Source organism: Streptomyces sp. NPDC059989 (genome assembly GCF_042736975.1).
GTDB lineage: Bacteria > Actinomycetota > Actinomycetes > Streptomycetales > Streptomycetaceae > Streptomyces.
Genome location: NZ_JBHWUO010000030.1, coordinates 57,477 through 72,664, shown reverse-complemented (window position 1 = coordinate 72,664; position 15,188 = coordinate 57,477). Strand labels below are relative to the sequence as shown.

19 protein-coding genes are annotated in these 15,188 nt (G+C 72.9%); 3 read left to right on the top strand and 16 right to left on the bottom strand.

The annotated features are described in order from the left end of the window. Positions 1–154: 154 nt before the first annotated feature. Positions 155–1,321 (top strand): CaiB/BaiF CoA transferase family protein, encoded by a 1,167-nt coding sequence (locus tag ACFWBN_RS25430; protein WP_385179318.1) that lies wholly within the window; start codon positions 155–157, stop codon positions 1,319–1,321. Beyond that, positions 1,318–2,133, top strand: a complete 816-nt coding sequence (locus ACFWBN_RS25425) for an HpcH/HpaI aldolase/citrate lyase family protein (protein WP_385179316.1) — start codon at positions 1,318–1,320, stop codon at positions 2,131–2,133. Before ACFWBN_RS25430 ends, ACFWBN_RS25425 begins: the two co-directional genes overlap by 4 nt. Before the next feature lie 246 nt (positions 2,134–2,379). On the opposite strand, the gene lgt is transcribed toward ACFWBN_RS25425, so the two are convergent. The 11 genes from lgt to hisI all read right to left on the bottom strand — a co-directional run bounded on the left by lgt (position 2,380) and on the right by hisI (position 11,559). Continuing rightward, complete coding sequence (lgt, locus tag ACFWBN_RS25420) at positions 2,380–3,345, bottom strand: prolipoprotein diacylglyceryl transferase (protein WP_385179314.1); 966 nt, start codon at positions 3,343–3,345, stop codon at positions 2,380–2,382. A gap of 88 nt (positions 3,346–3,433) precedes the next feature. After that, positions 3,434–4,369: a DsbA family protein gene (locus ACFWBN_RS25415; protein WP_385179313.1), complete on the bottom strand. Its 936-nt coding sequence runs from the start codon at positions 4,367–4,369 to the stop codon at positions 3,434–3,436. 95 nt (positions 4,370–4,464) lie between these two features. Continuing rightward, positions 4,465–5,295: a tryptophan synthase subunit alpha gene (gene trpA / locus ACFWBN_RS25410; protein ID WP_385179311.1), complete on the bottom strand. Its 831-nt coding sequence runs from the start codon at positions 5,293–5,295 to the stop codon at positions 4,465–4,467. Beyond that, complete coding sequence (gene trpB / locus ACFWBN_RS25405; RefSeq protein WP_385179309.1) at positions 5,292–6,545, bottom strand: tryptophan synthase subunit beta; 1,254 nt, start codon at positions 6,543–6,545, stop codon at positions 5,292–5,294. The genes trpA and trpB overlap by 4 nt, the downstream gene beginning before the upstream one ends. A gap of 193 nt (positions 6,546–6,738) precedes the next feature. Then, complete coding sequence (gene trpM / locus ACFWBN_RS25400; RefSeq protein ID WP_385179308.1) at positions 6,739–6,963, bottom strand: tryptophan biosynthesis modulator TrpM; 225 nt, start codon at positions 6,961–6,963, stop codon at positions 6,739–6,741. 8 nt (positions 6,964–6,971) lie between these two features. Continuing rightward, on the bottom strand, positions 6,972–7,781 hold the full coding sequence (gene trpC / locus ACFWBN_RS25395; RefSeq protein ID WP_385179306.1) for an indole-3-glycerol phosphate synthase TrpC: 810 nt from the start codon (positions 7,779–7,781) through the stop codon (positions 6,972–6,974). 172 nt (positions 7,782–7,953) lie between these two features. After that, positions 7,954–8,535: a DUF2752 domain-containing protein gene (locus ACFWBN_RS25390; protein ID WP_385179304.1), complete on the bottom strand. Its 582-nt coding sequence runs from the start codon at positions 8,533–8,535 to the stop codon at positions 7,954–7,956. A 72-nt stretch (positions 8,536–8,607) separates the two neighbouring features. Beyond that, positions 8,608–8,859, bottom strand: a complete 252-nt coding sequence (locus ACFWBN_RS25385; RefSeq protein WP_385179303.1) for an HGxxPAAW family protein — start codon at positions 8,857–8,859, stop codon at positions 8,608–8,610. Between the two features lie 172 nt (positions 8,860–9,031). Further along, a complete protein-coding gene (locus ACFWBN_RS25380; protein WP_385179302.1) occupies positions 9,032–9,670 on the bottom strand; it encodes a TIGR02234 family membrane protein in 639 nt (212 codons plus the stop codon). A gap of 14 nt (positions 9,671–9,684) precedes the next feature. Next, positions 9,685–11,175 carry an anthranilate synthase component I gene (locus tag ACFWBN_RS25375; protein WP_385179300.1) on the bottom strand — a complete coding sequence of 497 codons (1,491 nt, stop codon included), beginning with the start codon at positions 11,173–11,175 and terminating at the stop codon, positions 9,685–9,687. 15 nt (positions 11,176–11,190) lie between these two features. Then, positions 11,191–11,559: a phosphoribosyl-AMP cyclohydrolase gene (gene hisI / locus ACFWBN_RS25370; protein ID WP_385179298.1), complete on the bottom strand. Its 369-nt coding sequence runs from the start codon at positions 11,557–11,559 to the stop codon at positions 11,191–11,193. A 92-nt stretch (positions 11,560–11,651) separates the two neighbouring features. Between hisI and ACFWBN_RS25365 the strand changes: the two genes are divergently transcribed. Next, entirely contained in the window at positions 11,652–12,284 is a 633-nt protein-coding gene (locus ACFWBN_RS25365) for a TIGR03085 family metal-binding protein (protein WP_385179296.1), read from the top strand. A gap of 226 nt (positions 12,285–12,510) precedes the next feature. On the opposite strand, the gene hisF is transcribed toward ACFWBN_RS25365, so the two are convergent. The 5 genes from hisF to ACFWBN_RS25340 are packed head-to-tail and all read right to left on the bottom strand — an operon-like array spanning position 12,511 to position 15,188. Further along, on the bottom strand, positions 12,511–13,266 hold the full coding sequence (gene hisF / locus ACFWBN_RS25360) for an imidazole glycerol phosphate synthase subunit HisF (RefSeq protein WP_385179294.1): 756 nt from the start codon (positions 13,264–13,266) through the stop codon (positions 12,511–12,513). Next, positions 13,263–13,646: a RidA family protein gene (locus ACFWBN_RS25355; protein ID WP_362048244.1), complete on the bottom strand. Its 384-nt coding sequence runs from the start codon at positions 13,644–13,646 to the stop codon at positions 13,263–13,265. The genes hisF and ACFWBN_RS25355 overlap by 4 nt, the downstream gene beginning before the upstream one ends. Then, entirely contained in the window at positions 13,643–14,380 is a 738-nt protein-coding gene (priA, locus tag ACFWBN_RS25350; RefSeq protein WP_385179292.1) for a bifunctional 1-(5-phosphoribosyl)-5-((5-phosphoribosylamino)methylideneamino)imidazole-4-carboxamide isomerase/phosphoribosylanthranilate isomerase PriA, read from the bottom strand. Before priA ends, ACFWBN_RS25355 begins: the two co-directional genes overlap by 4 nt. Then, positions 14,380–15,024 carry an imidazole glycerol phosphate synthase subunit HisH gene (gene hisH / locus ACFWBN_RS25345; protein WP_385179290.1) on the bottom strand — a complete coding sequence of 215 codons (645 nt, stop codon included), beginning with the start codon at positions 15,022–15,024 and terminating at the stop codon, positions 14,380–14,382. Before hisH ends, priA begins: the two co-directional genes overlap by 1 nt. Continuing rightward, the gene (locus ACFWBN_RS25340; protein WP_385179288.1) at positions 15,021–15,188 is read right to left on the bottom strand and encodes a hypothetical protein; all 168 of its coding nucleotides are present in this window, start codon (positions 15,186–15,188) and stop codon (positions 15,021–15,023) included. The genes hisH and ACFWBN_RS25340 overlap by 4 nt, the downstream gene beginning before the upstream one ends.

Sequence of the window (15,188 nt, the reverse complement as noted above, 5' to 3'; positions counted from 1 at the left end):
CCCTGCCTCCGGGCCCGGCTCCGGCTCCGGCTCCGGCTCCGGCTCCGGCCACGGGAGCGGCCTCCCCGACGCCGCGGCCGGTCGGCCGAGCACCGGAACCGCCGACGCCCGGCAAGGGCATGCGCATGGGCACGGACAAGGCCCCCTGCAAGGGATGCGCGTGCTCGACCTCGCCACCCTGTTCGCCGGGCCGCTGGCGGCCACCCTGCTCGGGGACTTCGGTGCCGAGGTGGTCAAGGTCGAGCACCCCGACCGCCCCGACCCCTCGCGCGGGCACGGCCCCGCCAAGGACGGCGTCGGGCTGTGGTGGAAGCTGCTCGGGCGGAACAAGCGGACGATGACCCTCGATCTGTCCACCCCCGGCGGCCGGGACACCCTCCTGCGCCTCGCCGCCACCGCCGACGTCGTCATCGAGAACTTCCGCCCCGGCACCCTGGAGAAGTGGGGCCTGGGCTGGCCCGAGCTGTCCGCCGCCAACCCGCGGCTGGTCCTGACCCGCGTCACGGCCTTCGGCCAGCAAGGCCCGTACGCCCACCGCCCCGGCTTCGGCACCCTCGCCGAGGCGATGAGCGGCTTCGCCGCGATCACCGGGGAGCCGGACGGGCCGCCGACCCTCCCGCCCTTCGGACTCGCCGACTCCATCGCCGCGCTGACCACCGCCTACGCCGTGATGACCGCCCTCGCCGGACGCGACCGCACCGGGCACGGCCAGGTCGTGGACCTGGCCATCATCGAGCCGATCCTCACGGTGCTCGGCCCGCACCCGCTCTGGTACGACCAGCTCGGCTACGTCCAGCCCCGCACCGGCAACCGCTCCGCCAACAACGCTCCCCGCAACACCTACCGCAGCGCCGACGACCGCTGGCTGGCGGTGTCCGCCTCCGCCCAGTCCATCGCCGAGCGGGTCATGCGAGTGGTGGGCCGGCCCGAGCTGATCGCGGAGCCGTGGTTCGCGACCGGCTCCGGGCGGGCGGCCCACGCCCACGTCCTGGACGAGGCCGTCGGCGGCTGGATCGCCCGCCACAAGGCGGAGGAGGTCGTCGCCGCCTTCGAGGACGCCCAGGCGGCCGTCGCCCAGGTCTACGACATCCGCGACGTGATGGCCGACCCCCAGTTCGCGGCCCTGGACACGGTCACCGAGGTCGAGGACCCGGAGCTGGGCCCGCTCCGGATGCAGAACGTCCTCTTCCGGCTCTCCGAGACCCCCGGCGGGATCCGCTGGGCGGGCCGCCCGCACGGCGCGGACACCGACGAGGTCCTGACGGAGCTCGGCCTGACCGAGGCCGAGATCACCGCTCTGCGGATGGAGGGGGCGCTGTGATCCTGACCTGGCTGTACGCGCCGGGCGACCGCCCGGCGGTGGTCGCCAAGGCCATCGGCTGCGGGGCGGACGCGGTGATCGTCGACCTGGAGGACGCGGTTCCGGTCTCCCGCAAGGAGTACGCCCGCGCCGCCACGGCCGAGCTGCTCGGCGAGCGGCCGCCGGTCCCCGTCCACGTACGCGTCAACGCGATCGACTCCCCCTGGGGCGGCGCCGACCTCACCGCCCTCGGGGGGCTGCACGGTCTCGCGGGGCTGCGGCTGCCGAAGATCAGCGCGCCGGAGCAGGTGGTCGCCGCCGCCGACCGCACGGGCGGGGTCTGCCTGCACGCGCTGCTGGAGTCGGCGCTGGGGGTGGAGCGCGCGTACGAGATCGCCCGCGCGCACCCCGCCCTGCGCGGGCTGTCGCTCGGGGAGGCCGACCTGCGGGCCGACCTGGCGGTCAGCGCGGAGGCGGGCCTGGACTGGTGCCGCTCGCGGGTGGTGGTGGCGGCCCGTGCGGCGGGGCTGGCGCCGCCCGCGCAGTCGGTGTTCCCGGACATCCGGGACCTGGAGGCGCTGGCTGTCTCCTGCGCGCGCGGCCGCTCGCTCGGCTTCCTCGGCCGGGCGGCGATCCACCCGCGCCAGCTGCCGGTGATCGAGCGGGCCTATTTGCCGGAGCCGGAGGAGGTCGTCGCCGCCGAGGAGGTCCTGGCGGCGGCCCGGGCGACCCCTGGGGCCCTGGCCCTGCCCGACGGCCGCTTCGTCGACCCGGCGGTGGTCGCCGCCGCGCACCGCACCCTGGCCCTGTCCCTGCGGGCCGCCCAACGCTGACCGCGGCCCGCTGCGGCCCGGCCTCCCGGGGCTCCGCCCCGAACCCCGCGCCTCAAACGCCGGCGAGGCTGGATGTGCCCCTGCCGTCGTGCGAGTGCGGCGCCGCCTCTTGGGGCTCCGCCCCAAACCCCGCGCCTCAAACGCCGGCGAGGCTGGATTTGGCTCCTGCCGTCGTGCGGGTGCGGCGCCGGATGCAACGCGAAGGGGGCGCCGCGTTGTGCGCGGCGCCCCCTCGGGACCCTTGGGTCAGAGCTTCTTGGCCTGCGGGGCCTCGGACCCTTCCGGGTCCGGGTCGGCGTCGGCCGCGTCGGTCGCATCGGGCTTCGTCAGGTCGGGCGCCTTCGACGGGGCCTCCGCGTCGGCCGCGTCGGTCGGGGTGTCACCCTTCTCCGCGCCGGAGGCGTCCGGTTCCACGACTGCCTCGCGGCCCGGCCTCAGCTTCGCCGACAGGACCAGGTAGACCACGGCCAGCACGAAGACCACGATCGAGGTCCACACGTTCAGCCGGAGCCCCAGGACGTGGTGCGCCTCGTCGACCCGCATGTACTCGATCCAGCCGCGGCCCACGCAGTACGCGGCCACGTACAGGGCGAAGGCCCGCCCGTGCCCGAGCTTGAAGCGGCGGTCGGCCCAGATGACCAGCACCGCGACGCCGATGCACCACAGCGACTCGTACAGGAAGGTCGGGTGGTAGGTGCCCGCGACCCGGTTCGGGCCCTCGCTGATCTCCAGCGCCCACGGCAGGTCGGTGGCCCGGCCGTACAGCTCCTGGTTGAACCAGTTGCCCCAGCGCCCGCAGGCCTGGGCCAGCGCGATGCCGGGGGCCAGGGCGTCCGCCCAGGCCGGGAGCGGGATGCCCCGCAGTCGGCAGCCGATCCAGGCGCCCACCGCGCCCAGCGCGATCGCGCCCCAGATGCCGAGGCCGCCCTCCCAGATCTTGAAGGCGTCGACCCAGTTGCGGCCCTCGCCGAAGTAGAGCTGGTAGTCGGTGATCACGTGGTAGAGGCGACCGCCGACCAGGCCGAAGGGCACCGCCCACACGGCGATGTCCGCGACCGTGCCCGGCTTGCCGCCGCGCGCGATCCAACGCCGGTTGCCGAGCCAGACTGCGACGAAGACACCGATGATGATGCAGAACGCGTAGCCGCGGAGCGGGATCGGTCCGAGATGGATCACGCCGGTCGACGGGCTGGGGATGTAAGCAAGTTCCATGGCAGACCCGACGCTACCCTGCCGGGCGGTGCACACCGCAACCCGCCCGGCAAGCCGAAACCAAATCCACACACGGCACGGGTGATTCTCAGCCCTCCCCCGCGCCCGCCGATCCGGTCTTCGAGGGTGACTTCGACCCCCGGCCCGACGGCGTGGACGAGGGCGTGGCGGAGGGTGTGGCCGACGGTGAGGCCTTGGCCGACCCCTTCGCCGCGGGGGCACCGGTGGCGCCCTTGGCCGCGGCCTCCACCTGCTCCTTCAGCTTCTGCGGGGTCACCGGATTGGCCTGGTCGGAGAAGATGTCCTTGCCGTCGAGCTGCACGGTCGGCGTGCCCCGGAAGTTCCCGGCGCGGAAGGCCTCCTGCGATTTGCCCACCCAGCTGTTGTGGGTGCCCTTCTCGACGCACGCGCGGAACGCGGGGGTGTCGAGCCCCTCCACCTTTCCGGCCAGTTCCAGCAGCTTGGCGTTCTTGCCGTAGGCGTCGTCGACCTCCTGCGGCTGGTTCTGGAAGAGGACGTCGTGGTACGCGGAGAACTTGCCGGCGTCCTGCGCGCAGGCCGCCGCGTTCGCCCCCTTCAGCGATCCGCTGCCGCCCATGTTGCCGTCGATGAGCGTGACCAGGTGGTAGTCGACCTTCAGCAGTCCCTTGGCCTCCAGGTCGTGGATGGTGGCCCGGTAGTTGTCCTCGAAGGCTTTGCAGGCGGGGCAGCGGAAGTCCTCCCAGACGGTCAGGGTGGACTTGGCCTCGTCCTTGCCCGTCCGGATGGCGAGCGCGTCCTTGCCGGTGGCCCCGGAGGGGGCGACCACCGGGCCCTCCTTGGCGGACTTGTCGCCCTTGCCCGCGTTGGCCGCGATCACGCCGACGACGGTGGCCAGGCCGAGGACGCCGACCACCGCCGACGCCACGAGGAGGGTCCTCCGCCGCTTGTCCCGGGACTTCTGCCGCTCGCGCTCCTCCTGGAGTCGCTCCCGGGCCGATCGTTTCGTCGCATCGCGGTTCGCACCGTCGTTCTTCTCGCTCACGTTCGGCCAAACGAAGCGGGGAGGCACTCTCGTGCCTCCCCGCTCCCACTTCCACCCGATCGGGCTACAGAACCCCTTCCGGGACCCGCCCGGCGTCAGGACCTGCGTACGCCTTCCGCAAGCTCGGCCGCCAGGGCCCGGACGGCGGCCAGCCCCGCGGGCAGGTCCGGCGCGTCCAGCAGGAGCTTCACGAAGGCCGAGCCGACGATCACGCCGTCCGCGAAGCCGGCGACCTCCTTGGCCTGGACGGCGTTGGAGACACCGAGGCCGACGCAGACCGGCAGGTCGGTGGTGGCGCGGGTGCGCGCCACCAGGTCCTGGGCCTGGTTGCCGACCGACTCGCGGGTGCCGGTGACGCCCATGAGGGAGGCCGCGTAGACGAAGCCGGAGCCGGCCGCCGTGATGGTGGCCAGGCGCGCGTCCTTGCTGCTGGGCGCCACGACGAAGACGGTCGCCAGACCGTGCTTCTCCGCGTGCTCGCGCCACAGCGCGGACTCCTGGACCGGCAGGTCGGGCAGGATGCAGCCCGCGCCGCCGGCCGCGGCCAGCTCGGCGGTGAACCGCTCGACGCCGTAGCGGTCGATGGGGTTCCAGTAGGTCATCACGAGGACCGGGGCCCCGGTGGCCTCGTGTGCCTCGCGGACCGTGCGCATCACGTCGGCGATCTTGACGCCGCCGCGCAGGGCGATGTCGTCGGCGGTCTGGATGATCGCGCCGTCCAGCACCGGGTCGCTGTGCGGGAGGCCGACCTCGACCACGTCCGCGCCGCCCGCGATGACGGCCTTGACCGCCTCGATCCCGCCGTCGACGGTCGGGAAGCCGGCCGGGAGGTAGGCGACGAGGGCCGCGCGGTCCTCCGACTTGGCCTTGGCGAGGGTGTCGCTCAGCAGCTGGATGCGCCCGGTCTTTTCGCCGGCTGTGCTCACTTCGACTCCCCCTCGGCCTTGTCGCTGCCGTCGTACAGCCCGAAGTAGCGGGCGGCCGTGTCCATGTCCTTGTCACCGCGGCCGGACAGGTTGACGACCAGCAGGCCGTCCTTGCCCAGCTCCTTGCCCAGGTCGAGGGCGCCCGCGAGGGCGTGCGCCGACTCGATCGCCGGGATGATGCCCTCCGTGCGGGAGAGCAGGCGCAGGGCCTGCATCGCGGCGTCGTCGGTGACCGCGCGGTACTCGCCGCGGCCGGTGTCCTTGAGGTAGGAGTGCTCCGGGCCGATGCCCGGGTAGTCCAGACCGGCCGAGATGGAGTACGGCTCGGTGATCTGACCCTCCTCGTCCTGGAGGACGTAGGAGCGGGAGCCGTGCAGGATCCCGGGCTCGCCCGCGGTCAGCGTGGCCGCGTGCTCGCCGGTCTCGACGCCGTGCCCGGCGGGCTCGAAGCCGACCAGGCGGACGTCGGCGTCCGGGATGAAGGCGTGGAAGAGGCCGATGGCGTTGGAGCCGCCGCCGACGCAGGCCGCGACGGCGTCGGGCAGCCGGCCCGCGCGCTCCAGGATCTGGCGGCGGGCCTCGACGCCGATGACCCGGTGGAAGTCGCGGACCATCGCCGGGAAGGGGTGGGGTCCGGCGACCGTGCCGAAGAGGTAGTGGGTGCGGTCCACATTGGCGACCCAGTCGCGGAACGCCTCGTTGATGGCGTCCTTCAGGGTCCGGGAGCCGGACTTCACCGCGATGACCTCGGCGCCCAGCATCCGCATGCGAGCGACGTTCAGCGCCTGGCGCTGGGTGTCGATCTCGCCCATGTAGATGACGCATTCGAGGCCGAAGAGGGCGCAGGCGGTGGCGGTGGCCACGCCGTGCTGGCCGGCGCCGGTCTCGGCGATGACGCGGGTCTTGCCCATGCGCTTGGTGAGCAGCGCCTGGCCCAGCACGTTGTTGATCTTGTGCGAGCCGGTGTGGTTGAGGTCCTCGCGCTTGAGGAAGATCCGCGCGCCGCCGGCGTGCTCGGCGAACCGGGGCACCTCGGTGAGGGCGCTGGGCCGGCCCGTGTAGTTGACCATCAGGTCGTTGAGCTCGGCCGCGAAGGCCGGGTCGCCCTTGGCCTTCTCGTATTCGACGGCGACCTCGTCCACGGCGGCGACGAGCGCCTCCGGGATGAACTTGCCGCCGAAGTCGCCGAAGTAACCCTCGGCGTTCGGAACGTGACCCTCCGGGTCCGGAATGAAGAACTCGCTGGACATGTCCAGTGCTCCTACAGGTGCGATGTACGGCCGGGTGGACTCACCGTATTGCGCCGCCCGCAAGTCGAGCGCACACCCCGCTGGAGGGATGCCGCGCGTACGGTACGGGTCGGCCCGCGCCCGGAGCCGGTCGGCCCGGTCGTCAGGCCGTACGGGAGCACGGCGCGGCGATGCCGCCGCGCGGGACTCCTCGTTACAGCGCGCCTGCGGGGCGCCATCGCATGCCGTTGACCTGACCGGGCTCGGAGCCGATCACGTACCGCACCCGCCGCCCGTGCACGCGCCGGGCCGGGGCGCGGCAGCCGCGAGGGCGGCAGCCGCGCGCCAGGGGCGCGTGCGCCGTCGGCACGCCGACCGGGCCGCGGCGATGTGCCGGCGGCGCGGGCTGCGTGCTGACGGAGGGGCGGTTGTGGGGCATGGGACGGGTCAGCTCCGACCGTGGCGCAGGGCGGGGTGGGCGCCGGCGGCGACGAGGTCGGCCACGGCCGCCTTCGGGTCGCGGCCGGTGACCAGGGACTCCCCTACCAGGACGGCGTCGGCGCCCTCGTTGGCGTAGGCGATCAGGTCGTGCGGCCCGCGGATGCCGGACTCGGCGACCTTGACGATGTGGGCCGGGATCTCCGGGACGACGCGCTCGAAGGTGGAGCGGTCGACCTTGAGGTCCTTGAGGTTGCGGGCGTTGACGCCGATGATCCTGGCGCCGGCGGCGACCGCGCGCTCCACTTCCTCCTCGTCGTGGACCTCGACGAGCGGGGTCAGTCCGATGGACTCGGCCCGCTCGATGAGGGAGACGAGGGCCTCCTGTTCCAGGGCCGCGACGATCAGCAGCGCGAGGTCGGCGCCGTAGGCGCGGGCCTCCCAGAGCTGGTACGCCGTGACGATGAAGTCCTTGCGCAGGATCGGGATGTCCACGCGGGCGCGGACGGCCTCCAGGTCGGCCAGCGAGCCGCCGAAGCGGCGCTGTTCGGTGAGGACGGAGATGACCGCCGCACCGCCCGCCTCGTAGTCTGCGGCGAGCCCGGCCGGATCGGCGATCGCGGCCAGCGCGCCCTTGGACGGGCTGGAACGCTTGACCTCGCAGATCACCTTGACGCTGTCACCGCGCAGTGCGGCGACGCCGTCCTTGGCCTGGGGCGCCTTGGCGGCACGCTCCTTGAGCTCGTCGAGGCTCACGCGGGCCTGCCGTTCGGCAAGGTCTTCGCGGACCCCTTCGATGATCTCGTCGAGCACACTCACGCGAGCGGCCCCCTTCCGGGTCGATGACGGTCGGCCGCCTTGCAGACACGTACAACTGCAAGGTCAGCACTCAAATGGTATCCGCAGGTGGCCTCGCACTCCGCACGCGGTTGACGCCGTCCCAGTAACTGGACATTCGGAATCGGGGCTTCATTCGGCCTGTGCACGGGCCTCAGGGGGCCAGCGCGGAACCGAAAGAAAGATTCCGGACAACGGCGAAAACCAGGGCCACGGCGCCGATCGCCCACCAGTACGGCGCCCTCAGGACGATCCGGGGAGCGGGCCCGCCCCGGACGGCCCGAACCAGCCACAGGGCCAGGAAGCCGGCGAAGGCGAAGTAGCCGACGACGGCGAGGGCATTTGACCCGAAAGCTGCGATCAGATCGCCGTGGGCGAACGCGTGCGCGCTGCGCAGGCCGCCGCATCCGGGGCACAGGATTCCGGTCAGCCGGAAGAGCGGGCAGACCGGGTAGTGGCCCGGCTCATTGGGGTCCACGGCCCCCACGTACGCGAAGGCGGTGACGGCCGCGGCCAGGGTGAGCGCGGGGGCGGCCAGGCGCCGGGCGCGGGAAGCCCGTACGACGGGGACGGCGGGCCCGGGCGGTACGGGCGGCACCGGGTCGCCCGGGGGCCCTGGCGGCCCGGAGGGCGCCGGGTGCGCCGGGTGCGCCGGGGGCTCCGGGCGTGCGGGCTGTGCGGGGGCCGGGGGCACCGCCGGCGGCGGCACGACATCGGGCGTGCGAGAGGCGTCCACCTGGCGATTCTCTCCGGTCGTGACAAAAGGCGCAGCCCGAGGGGGCCGCGCCTTTCGGATCCTCGGTACCGCTCAGACCTTGGCCGGGACCTTCGCCGCGGCGATGACGTCCGCCAGGTCCTTGTGGGCGGCCTTCGGCGCACCCATGCCCGCGGCCTTCATCGCCATGCCGACGACACCGCCGATCGCGACGACGACGAGACCGGCCCAGAAGCCCAGCGGGTTCGCGATCACCATGAAGGCGCCGGAGATGCAGAAACCGATGAAGGCGATGAAAACACCGGTCCAGGCGGCCGGGGTGTGTCCGTGGCTAGTGCCCGCCATGAGTTGCTCCTCGTTTGCTCTGTCGCGCTGCTGTGTCGAACGTGCGGTCTGTGTCGAACGCTCGGTGTCATTGTCCCGCACCCGGCGGGGTCGCCGTCCACGGGGGTCGGCCAGTCGGCCGGTCACCGCGGCCGGTTGGGCGGGCCGGTCGGCAGGCGGGCCCGGGGGTGGCTCAGTGGGTCGGGTCCTCGCCCCGGTCCAGAGCCTTCCACAGATCCTCCGGCCGGTCCGGATCCACCGCCGCGGCCGTGCGGGTGCGCGGGCTGCCGTCGCGCTCGTAGCGGCCGCCCATCGCCGGCCAGCTCCGGCCGAAGCGCAGGGCCAGCAGCCCGGCGGCCAGGATCAGGGCCGCGCCGGCGGCCGTGACGTACGGCCACGCCGTGTGGGTCAGCCCGGCCACGTGGGCCGCGGTGTCCGCGGTCGTACGGGCGGCCTGCGCGTCCAGGGCGCTGCGGCCGTCGGCGGCGAAGAGCGCGGTCAGCACGGCGCCCAGGCCGCTGAGCGCCAGCAGCCCCGACACCAGCAGCCGGCCCTTGCCGCGTACGGCGAAGACGGCTACCAGGGCGGCGAGGCCGACGATGGCCAGGGCCGCGGGAAGTCCGGTGACGGCCCGCCCGTCCGCGGTCAGCGCGAGCGAGTCGCCGCCGAGGGCGGTGGTGCCCCGGGCCCAGGTCCGGCCGGAGGCGAGCAGGACGACGGTGGCGCCGAGCGTGCCGAGCAGCAGGGCGACGGCCACGCTGCGGCGGCCGCCTTTGCTCTCGGGGGCATCGGCAGGGGTTCGGGGCGGGGGCACGGCACTCACGTACCCCACTATCCCCTACGCCCTCAGGAGCGGTGGAGGCGGTTCGCCGCTCCCACCGCGCGCAGCACGGCGGCCGCCTTGTTGCGGCACTCCTGGTCCTCCAGCTCGGGCACCGAGTCGGCGACGACACCGGCTCCGGCCTGGACGTACGCCGTGCCGTCGCGCAGCAGCGCGGTGCGGATGGCGATGGCCGTGTCGGAGTCCCCGGCGAAGTCCAGGTAGCCGACGCAGCCGCCGTACAGGCCGCGGCGGGTGGGCTCCAGCTCCTCGATGATCTGCATGGCGCGGGGCTTGGGAGCGCCGGAGAGGGTGCCGGCCGGGAAGCAGGCGGTGAGCACGTCGAAGGCGGTCTTCCCCTCGGCGACCCGCCCCGTGACGGTGGAGACGATGTGCATCACGTGGGAGTAGCGCTCGATCGACATGAAGTCGACGACCTCCACGGATCCGGGCTCGCAGACCCGGCCGAGGTCGTTGCGCCCCAGGTCGACGAGCATGAGGTGCTCGGCGCGCTCCTTGGGGTCGGCCAGCAGCTCCTCGGCGAGGTCGTGGTCCTCCTGCGGGGTGGCTCCGCGGTGCCGGGTGCCGGCGATGGGGTGGACCATGGCCCGCCCGTCCTCGACCTTGACCAGCGCCTCGGGGCTGGAGCCGACCACGTCGAAGCCGTTCTCGAAGCGGAAGAGGTACATGTACGGGGACGGGTTGGTGGCCCGCAGCACCCGGTACACGTCCAGCGCGGAGGCCTCGCAGGGGGTCTCGAACCGCTGCGAGGGCACCACCTGGAAGGCCTCGCCGGCCCGGATCCGCTCCTTGATGTCCTCGACGGCGGCCTGGTACTTCTCGCCGCCCCACAGCGCGGAGAACTGCGGCAGCTCGGAGGGCGGCAGCACGGACGGGGCGTACGGGGCGGGCCGCCCGAGGTCGGCCTCCATGGCGTCGAGGCGCGCGACGGCGTCCGCGTGGGCCTCGTCCACGCCGGTGTCGAGGTCGTTGTGGTTGATCGCGTTGGCGATGAGCAGGACGGTGCCGTCCCAGTGGTCGAGGACCGCCAGGTCGGAGGTGAGGAGCATGGTCAGCTCGGGCAGCTGCAGGTCGTCGTCGGTGTGCTCGCCGATGCGCTCCAGGCGGCGCACGATGTCGTAGCCGAGGTAGCCGACCATGCCGCCGGTGAAGGGGGGCATGCCGCCCGCGAGGTCACGGGGGGTGTGCAGGGCCTCGACGGTGGCGCGCAGGGCGTCCAGCGGGTCGCCGTGGGTGGGTACGCCGACGGGCGGGGTGCCGATCCAGTGCGCCTCGCCGTCCTTGACGGTGAGGGTCGAGTCGCTGCGTACGCCGACGAAGGAGTACCGGGACCAGGAGCGACCGTTCTCGGCGGACTCCAGCAGGAAGGTGCCGGGGCGTTCGGCGGCCAGCTTGCGGTAGAGCCCGACGGGGGTGTCCCCGTCGGCCAGCAGCTTGCGGCTCACGGGGATGACGCGGCGGTCGGCCGCCAGCTTGCGGAACGTCTCAAGATCCATGGCGTGGGACCCTACCTAGTCGGCTTCGCGGAGGAGGACATCGTCGTCGAAGCAGGTGCGGGCGCCGGTGTGGCAGGCGGCTCCGACCTGGTCGACCTTGACGAGCACGGTGTCGGCATCGCAGTCGAGGGCGACGGACTTCACGTGCTGGAAGTGGCCGGAAGTGTCCCCCTTCACCCAGTACTCCTGACGGCTGCGGGACCAGTACGTACAGCGGCCGGTGGTCAGGGTGCGGTGCAGGGCCTCGTCGTCCATCCAGCCGAGCATGAGCACCTCACCGGTGTCGTACTGCTGGGCGATGGCCGGTACCAGGCCGTCGGCGGAGCGCTTGAGGCGCGCGGCGATGGCGGGGTCGAGGTTGCCGGGGCGGGGGGACGTACTCATGCGGCCATTGTGCCGGGCGCGCATGCCGGATACGGATCACTGTCCGCCTGATGAGCAGGCACGCGGCGTGATCCGGCCGTAGGCTGACCCGCATGTCTACCCATGCGAAGCGCGAACGACTGCTGCTGGCAGACCTGTTGGAGGCGGCCGGGCCGGAGGCGCCGACGCTGTGCGACGGCTGGACCTGTCGGGAACTGGCGGCGCACGTGGTGGTCCGGGAGCGGCGCCCGGACGCGGCGGGGGGTCTGCTGCTGAACGTGCTGAAGGCCCGCCTGGACAAGGCGATGGAGGAGTACGCGGCCAAGCCGTACGAGGAACTCATCCAGCTGATCCGCACGGGGCCGCCGAAGCTGTCGGTGTACTCCCTGAAGCAGATCGACGAGGCCGCGAACGCGGTGGAGTTCTACGTCCACGCGGAGGACGTGCGGCGGGCCCAGCCGGACTGGTCCCCGCGGGAGCTGGACCCGGTGTTCTCGGACGCGCTGTGGTCCCGGCTGGAGAAACTGGCCCGCCTGACGGGGCGCCGTGCCCCGGTGGGCCTGGTCCTGCGCCGCCCGAACGGCCAGACGGCCGTTGCCCATAAGGGGACGCCGGTGGTGACGGTGACCGGCGAGCCGGGTGAGCTGACGCTGTTCTGCTTCGGCCGCCAGGGCGCCGCCGACGTCTCGCTGGACGGTGACAAGGAGGCCATTGCCAAGCTGACGGTGGCCGAGCTGGGCATTTAGCGGCTGCAGCGCCGCTGCCAGGGGCTCCGCCCCCGACCCCCGCGCCTCAAACGCCGGCGGGGCTGGATTCGGGGCTCCGCCCCGGACCCCGTACGTGCGCTCCGCGCCCGTGCCCTCAAACGCCGGGCGGGCTGAAACATCCAGCCCCGCCGGCGTTTGAGGCGTGGGGGTCCCCCCGGACGGAGTCTGGGGGAGGGTCTGGGGCGGAGCCCCAGGAAGCCGAGCGTCAGCGGACCGGGTGGCCCGCTTCCCTCAGCGCGTCCTTGACCTCGGAGATGCGGAGGTCGCCGAAGTGGAACACCGAGGCGGCGAGCACCGCGTCCGCCCCCGCCCCGATCGCCGGCGCGAAGTGCTCCAGCCGCCCCGCGCCACCCGACGCGATCACCGGCACGGTCACGTGCTTCCGCACCGCCGCGATCATCTCCGTGTCGTAGCCGTCCTTCGTGCCGTCCGCGTCCATCGAGTTCAGCAGGATCTCCCCGGCGCCCAGATCGGCCGCCCGGTGCGCCCACTCGACCGCGTCCATGCCCGTGCCCTTGCGGCCGCCGTGCGTGGTGACCTCGAAGGAGCCGGAGGCGGTCCGGCGCGCGTCGACCGACAGCACCAGCACCTGCCGCCCGAAGCGCTCCGCGATCTCCTGGATCAGCTCGGGGCGGGCGATGGCGGCCGTGTTCACGCCCACCTTGTCCGCACCGGCCCGCAGCAGCTTGTCCACGTCGTCCGCGGTGCGGACGCCGCCGCCCACGGTCAGCGGGATGAAGACCTGCTCGGCGGTCCTGCGCACCACGTCGTACGTGGTCTCGCGGTTCCCCGAGGACGCGGTGATGTCGAGGAAGGTCAGCTCGTCGGCGCCCTCGGCGTCGTACAGCTTGGCCATCTCCACCGGGTCGCCGGCGTCGCGCAGGTTCTGGAAGTTGACACCCTTGACGACCCGGCCGTTGTCCACGTCCAGGCAGGGGATCACTCGTACGGCGAGGGTCATGCCGCACCTCCGTACGCCTCGACCTCGACCTCGACGACCATGCTGGGGTCGACGAAGCCGGAGACGATGATCATGGAGGCGGCGGGCCGGACCGCGTCGAAGAGCTCCTTGTGGGCGCGGCCCACCTCGTCCACGTCCCGGGCGTGGGTGAGGTACATCCGGGTCCGGACCACGTGCTCGGGGCCGAGACCGGCCTGGGCGAGGGCCTTGAAGGCGACGCCGAAGGCGCCGACGGCCTGGTCGTACGGGCCGTTGGCGTCGGCCGCGGTGCAGCCGGAGACCAGGACGAGGCCGTTCGGGAGCTGGACCGCGCGGGAGTAGCCGATGACGTCCTCGTAGGCGCCGCCGGACGAGATGCGGCGTACTTCGTCGGAACTCATGCGGAGACCACCTTCAGGGCTTCTTCCAGGGTGAAGGCCTTGGCGTACAGGGCCTTGCCGACGATCGCGCCCTCGACGCCCAGCGGGACCAGCTCGGACAGCGCCCGCAGGTCGTCGAGGGAGGAGATGCCGCCGGAGGCCACGACGGGCCGGTCGGTGGCGGCGCAGACGCCCCGCAGCAGCTCCAGGTTGGGGCCGGTGAGCGTGCCGTCCTTGCCGATGTCGGTGACGACGTAGCGGGCGCAGCCCTCGGAGTCGAGGCGGGCGAGGGTCTCGTAGAGGTCGCCGCCCTCGCTGGTCCAGCCGCGTCCCTTGAGGGTGGTGCCGCGGACGTCGAGGCCGATGGCGATCTTGTCGCCGTGCTCGGCGATGGCCTTGGCGGCCCACTCGGGGGTCTCCAGGGCGGCGGTGCCGAGGTTGACGCGGGTGCAGCCGGTGGCGAGGGCCGCGGCGAGCGAGGCGTCGTCGCGGATGCCGCCGGACAGCTCGACCTTGATGTCCATGGCGCGGGTGATCTCGGCGACCAGCGCGCGGTTGTCGCCGGTGCCGAAGGCGGCGTCCAGGTCGACCAGGTGCAGCCACTCGGCGCCGGAGCGCTGCCAGGCGAGGGCCGCGTCCAGCGGGGAGCCGTAGGAGGTCTCGCTGCCGGACACCCCGTGCACGAGGCGGACGGCCTGTCCGTCGCGGACGTCGACCGCGGGGAGGAGCTCAAGCGTCTTCTGCGTCGGAGTCATCAGAGGGTCTCGATCCAGTTGGTGAGGAGCTGGGCTCCGGTGTCGCCGGACTTCTCCGGGTGGAACTGGGTGGCCCACAGGGCGCCGTTCTCCACGGCCGCGACGAAGCGCTCGCCGTGGGTGGCCCAGGTGACCTTGGGGGCGCGGATCACCGGGTTGGTGACCTCCAGGCTCCAGTCGTGCGCCGCGTAGGAGTGCACGAAGTAGAACCGGGCGTCGGCGTCCAGGCCGGCGAAGGCCTGGCTGTCGGCGGGGGCCTCGACGGTGTTCCAGCCCATGTGGGGGACGACGGGGGCCTTGAGCGGGCCGACCGTGCCGGGCCACTCGTCCAGGCCTTCGGTCTCGACGCCGTGCTCGATGCCGCGCTCGAAGAGGATCTGCATGCCGACGCAGATGCCCATGACCGGGCGTCCGCCGGAGAGCCGGCGGCCGATGATCCAGTCGCCGCGGGCGTCCTTGAGCCCCTGCATGCAGGCGGAGAAGGCGCCGACGCCGGGGACGAGGAGCCCGTCGGCGTCCATGGCCTTGTCGTAGTCGCGGGTGATCTCGACGTTCGCGCCGACGCGCGCGAGGGCGCGCTCGGCGGAGCGGACGTTGCCGAAGCCGTAGTCGAAGACGACGACGTTCTTGGTGGCTGCGCTCATTCCCAGATTCCTTGGATCCGCAGGACTCCGGCGACCAGACACATCACGGAGCCGATGGCGAGCAGGATGACGACCGACTTGGGCATCTGCTGCTTCTGGAAGGAGTAGACGCCGCCGGCCAGGAAGAGGCCGACGACGATCAGGATGGTCGAAAGACCGGTCAC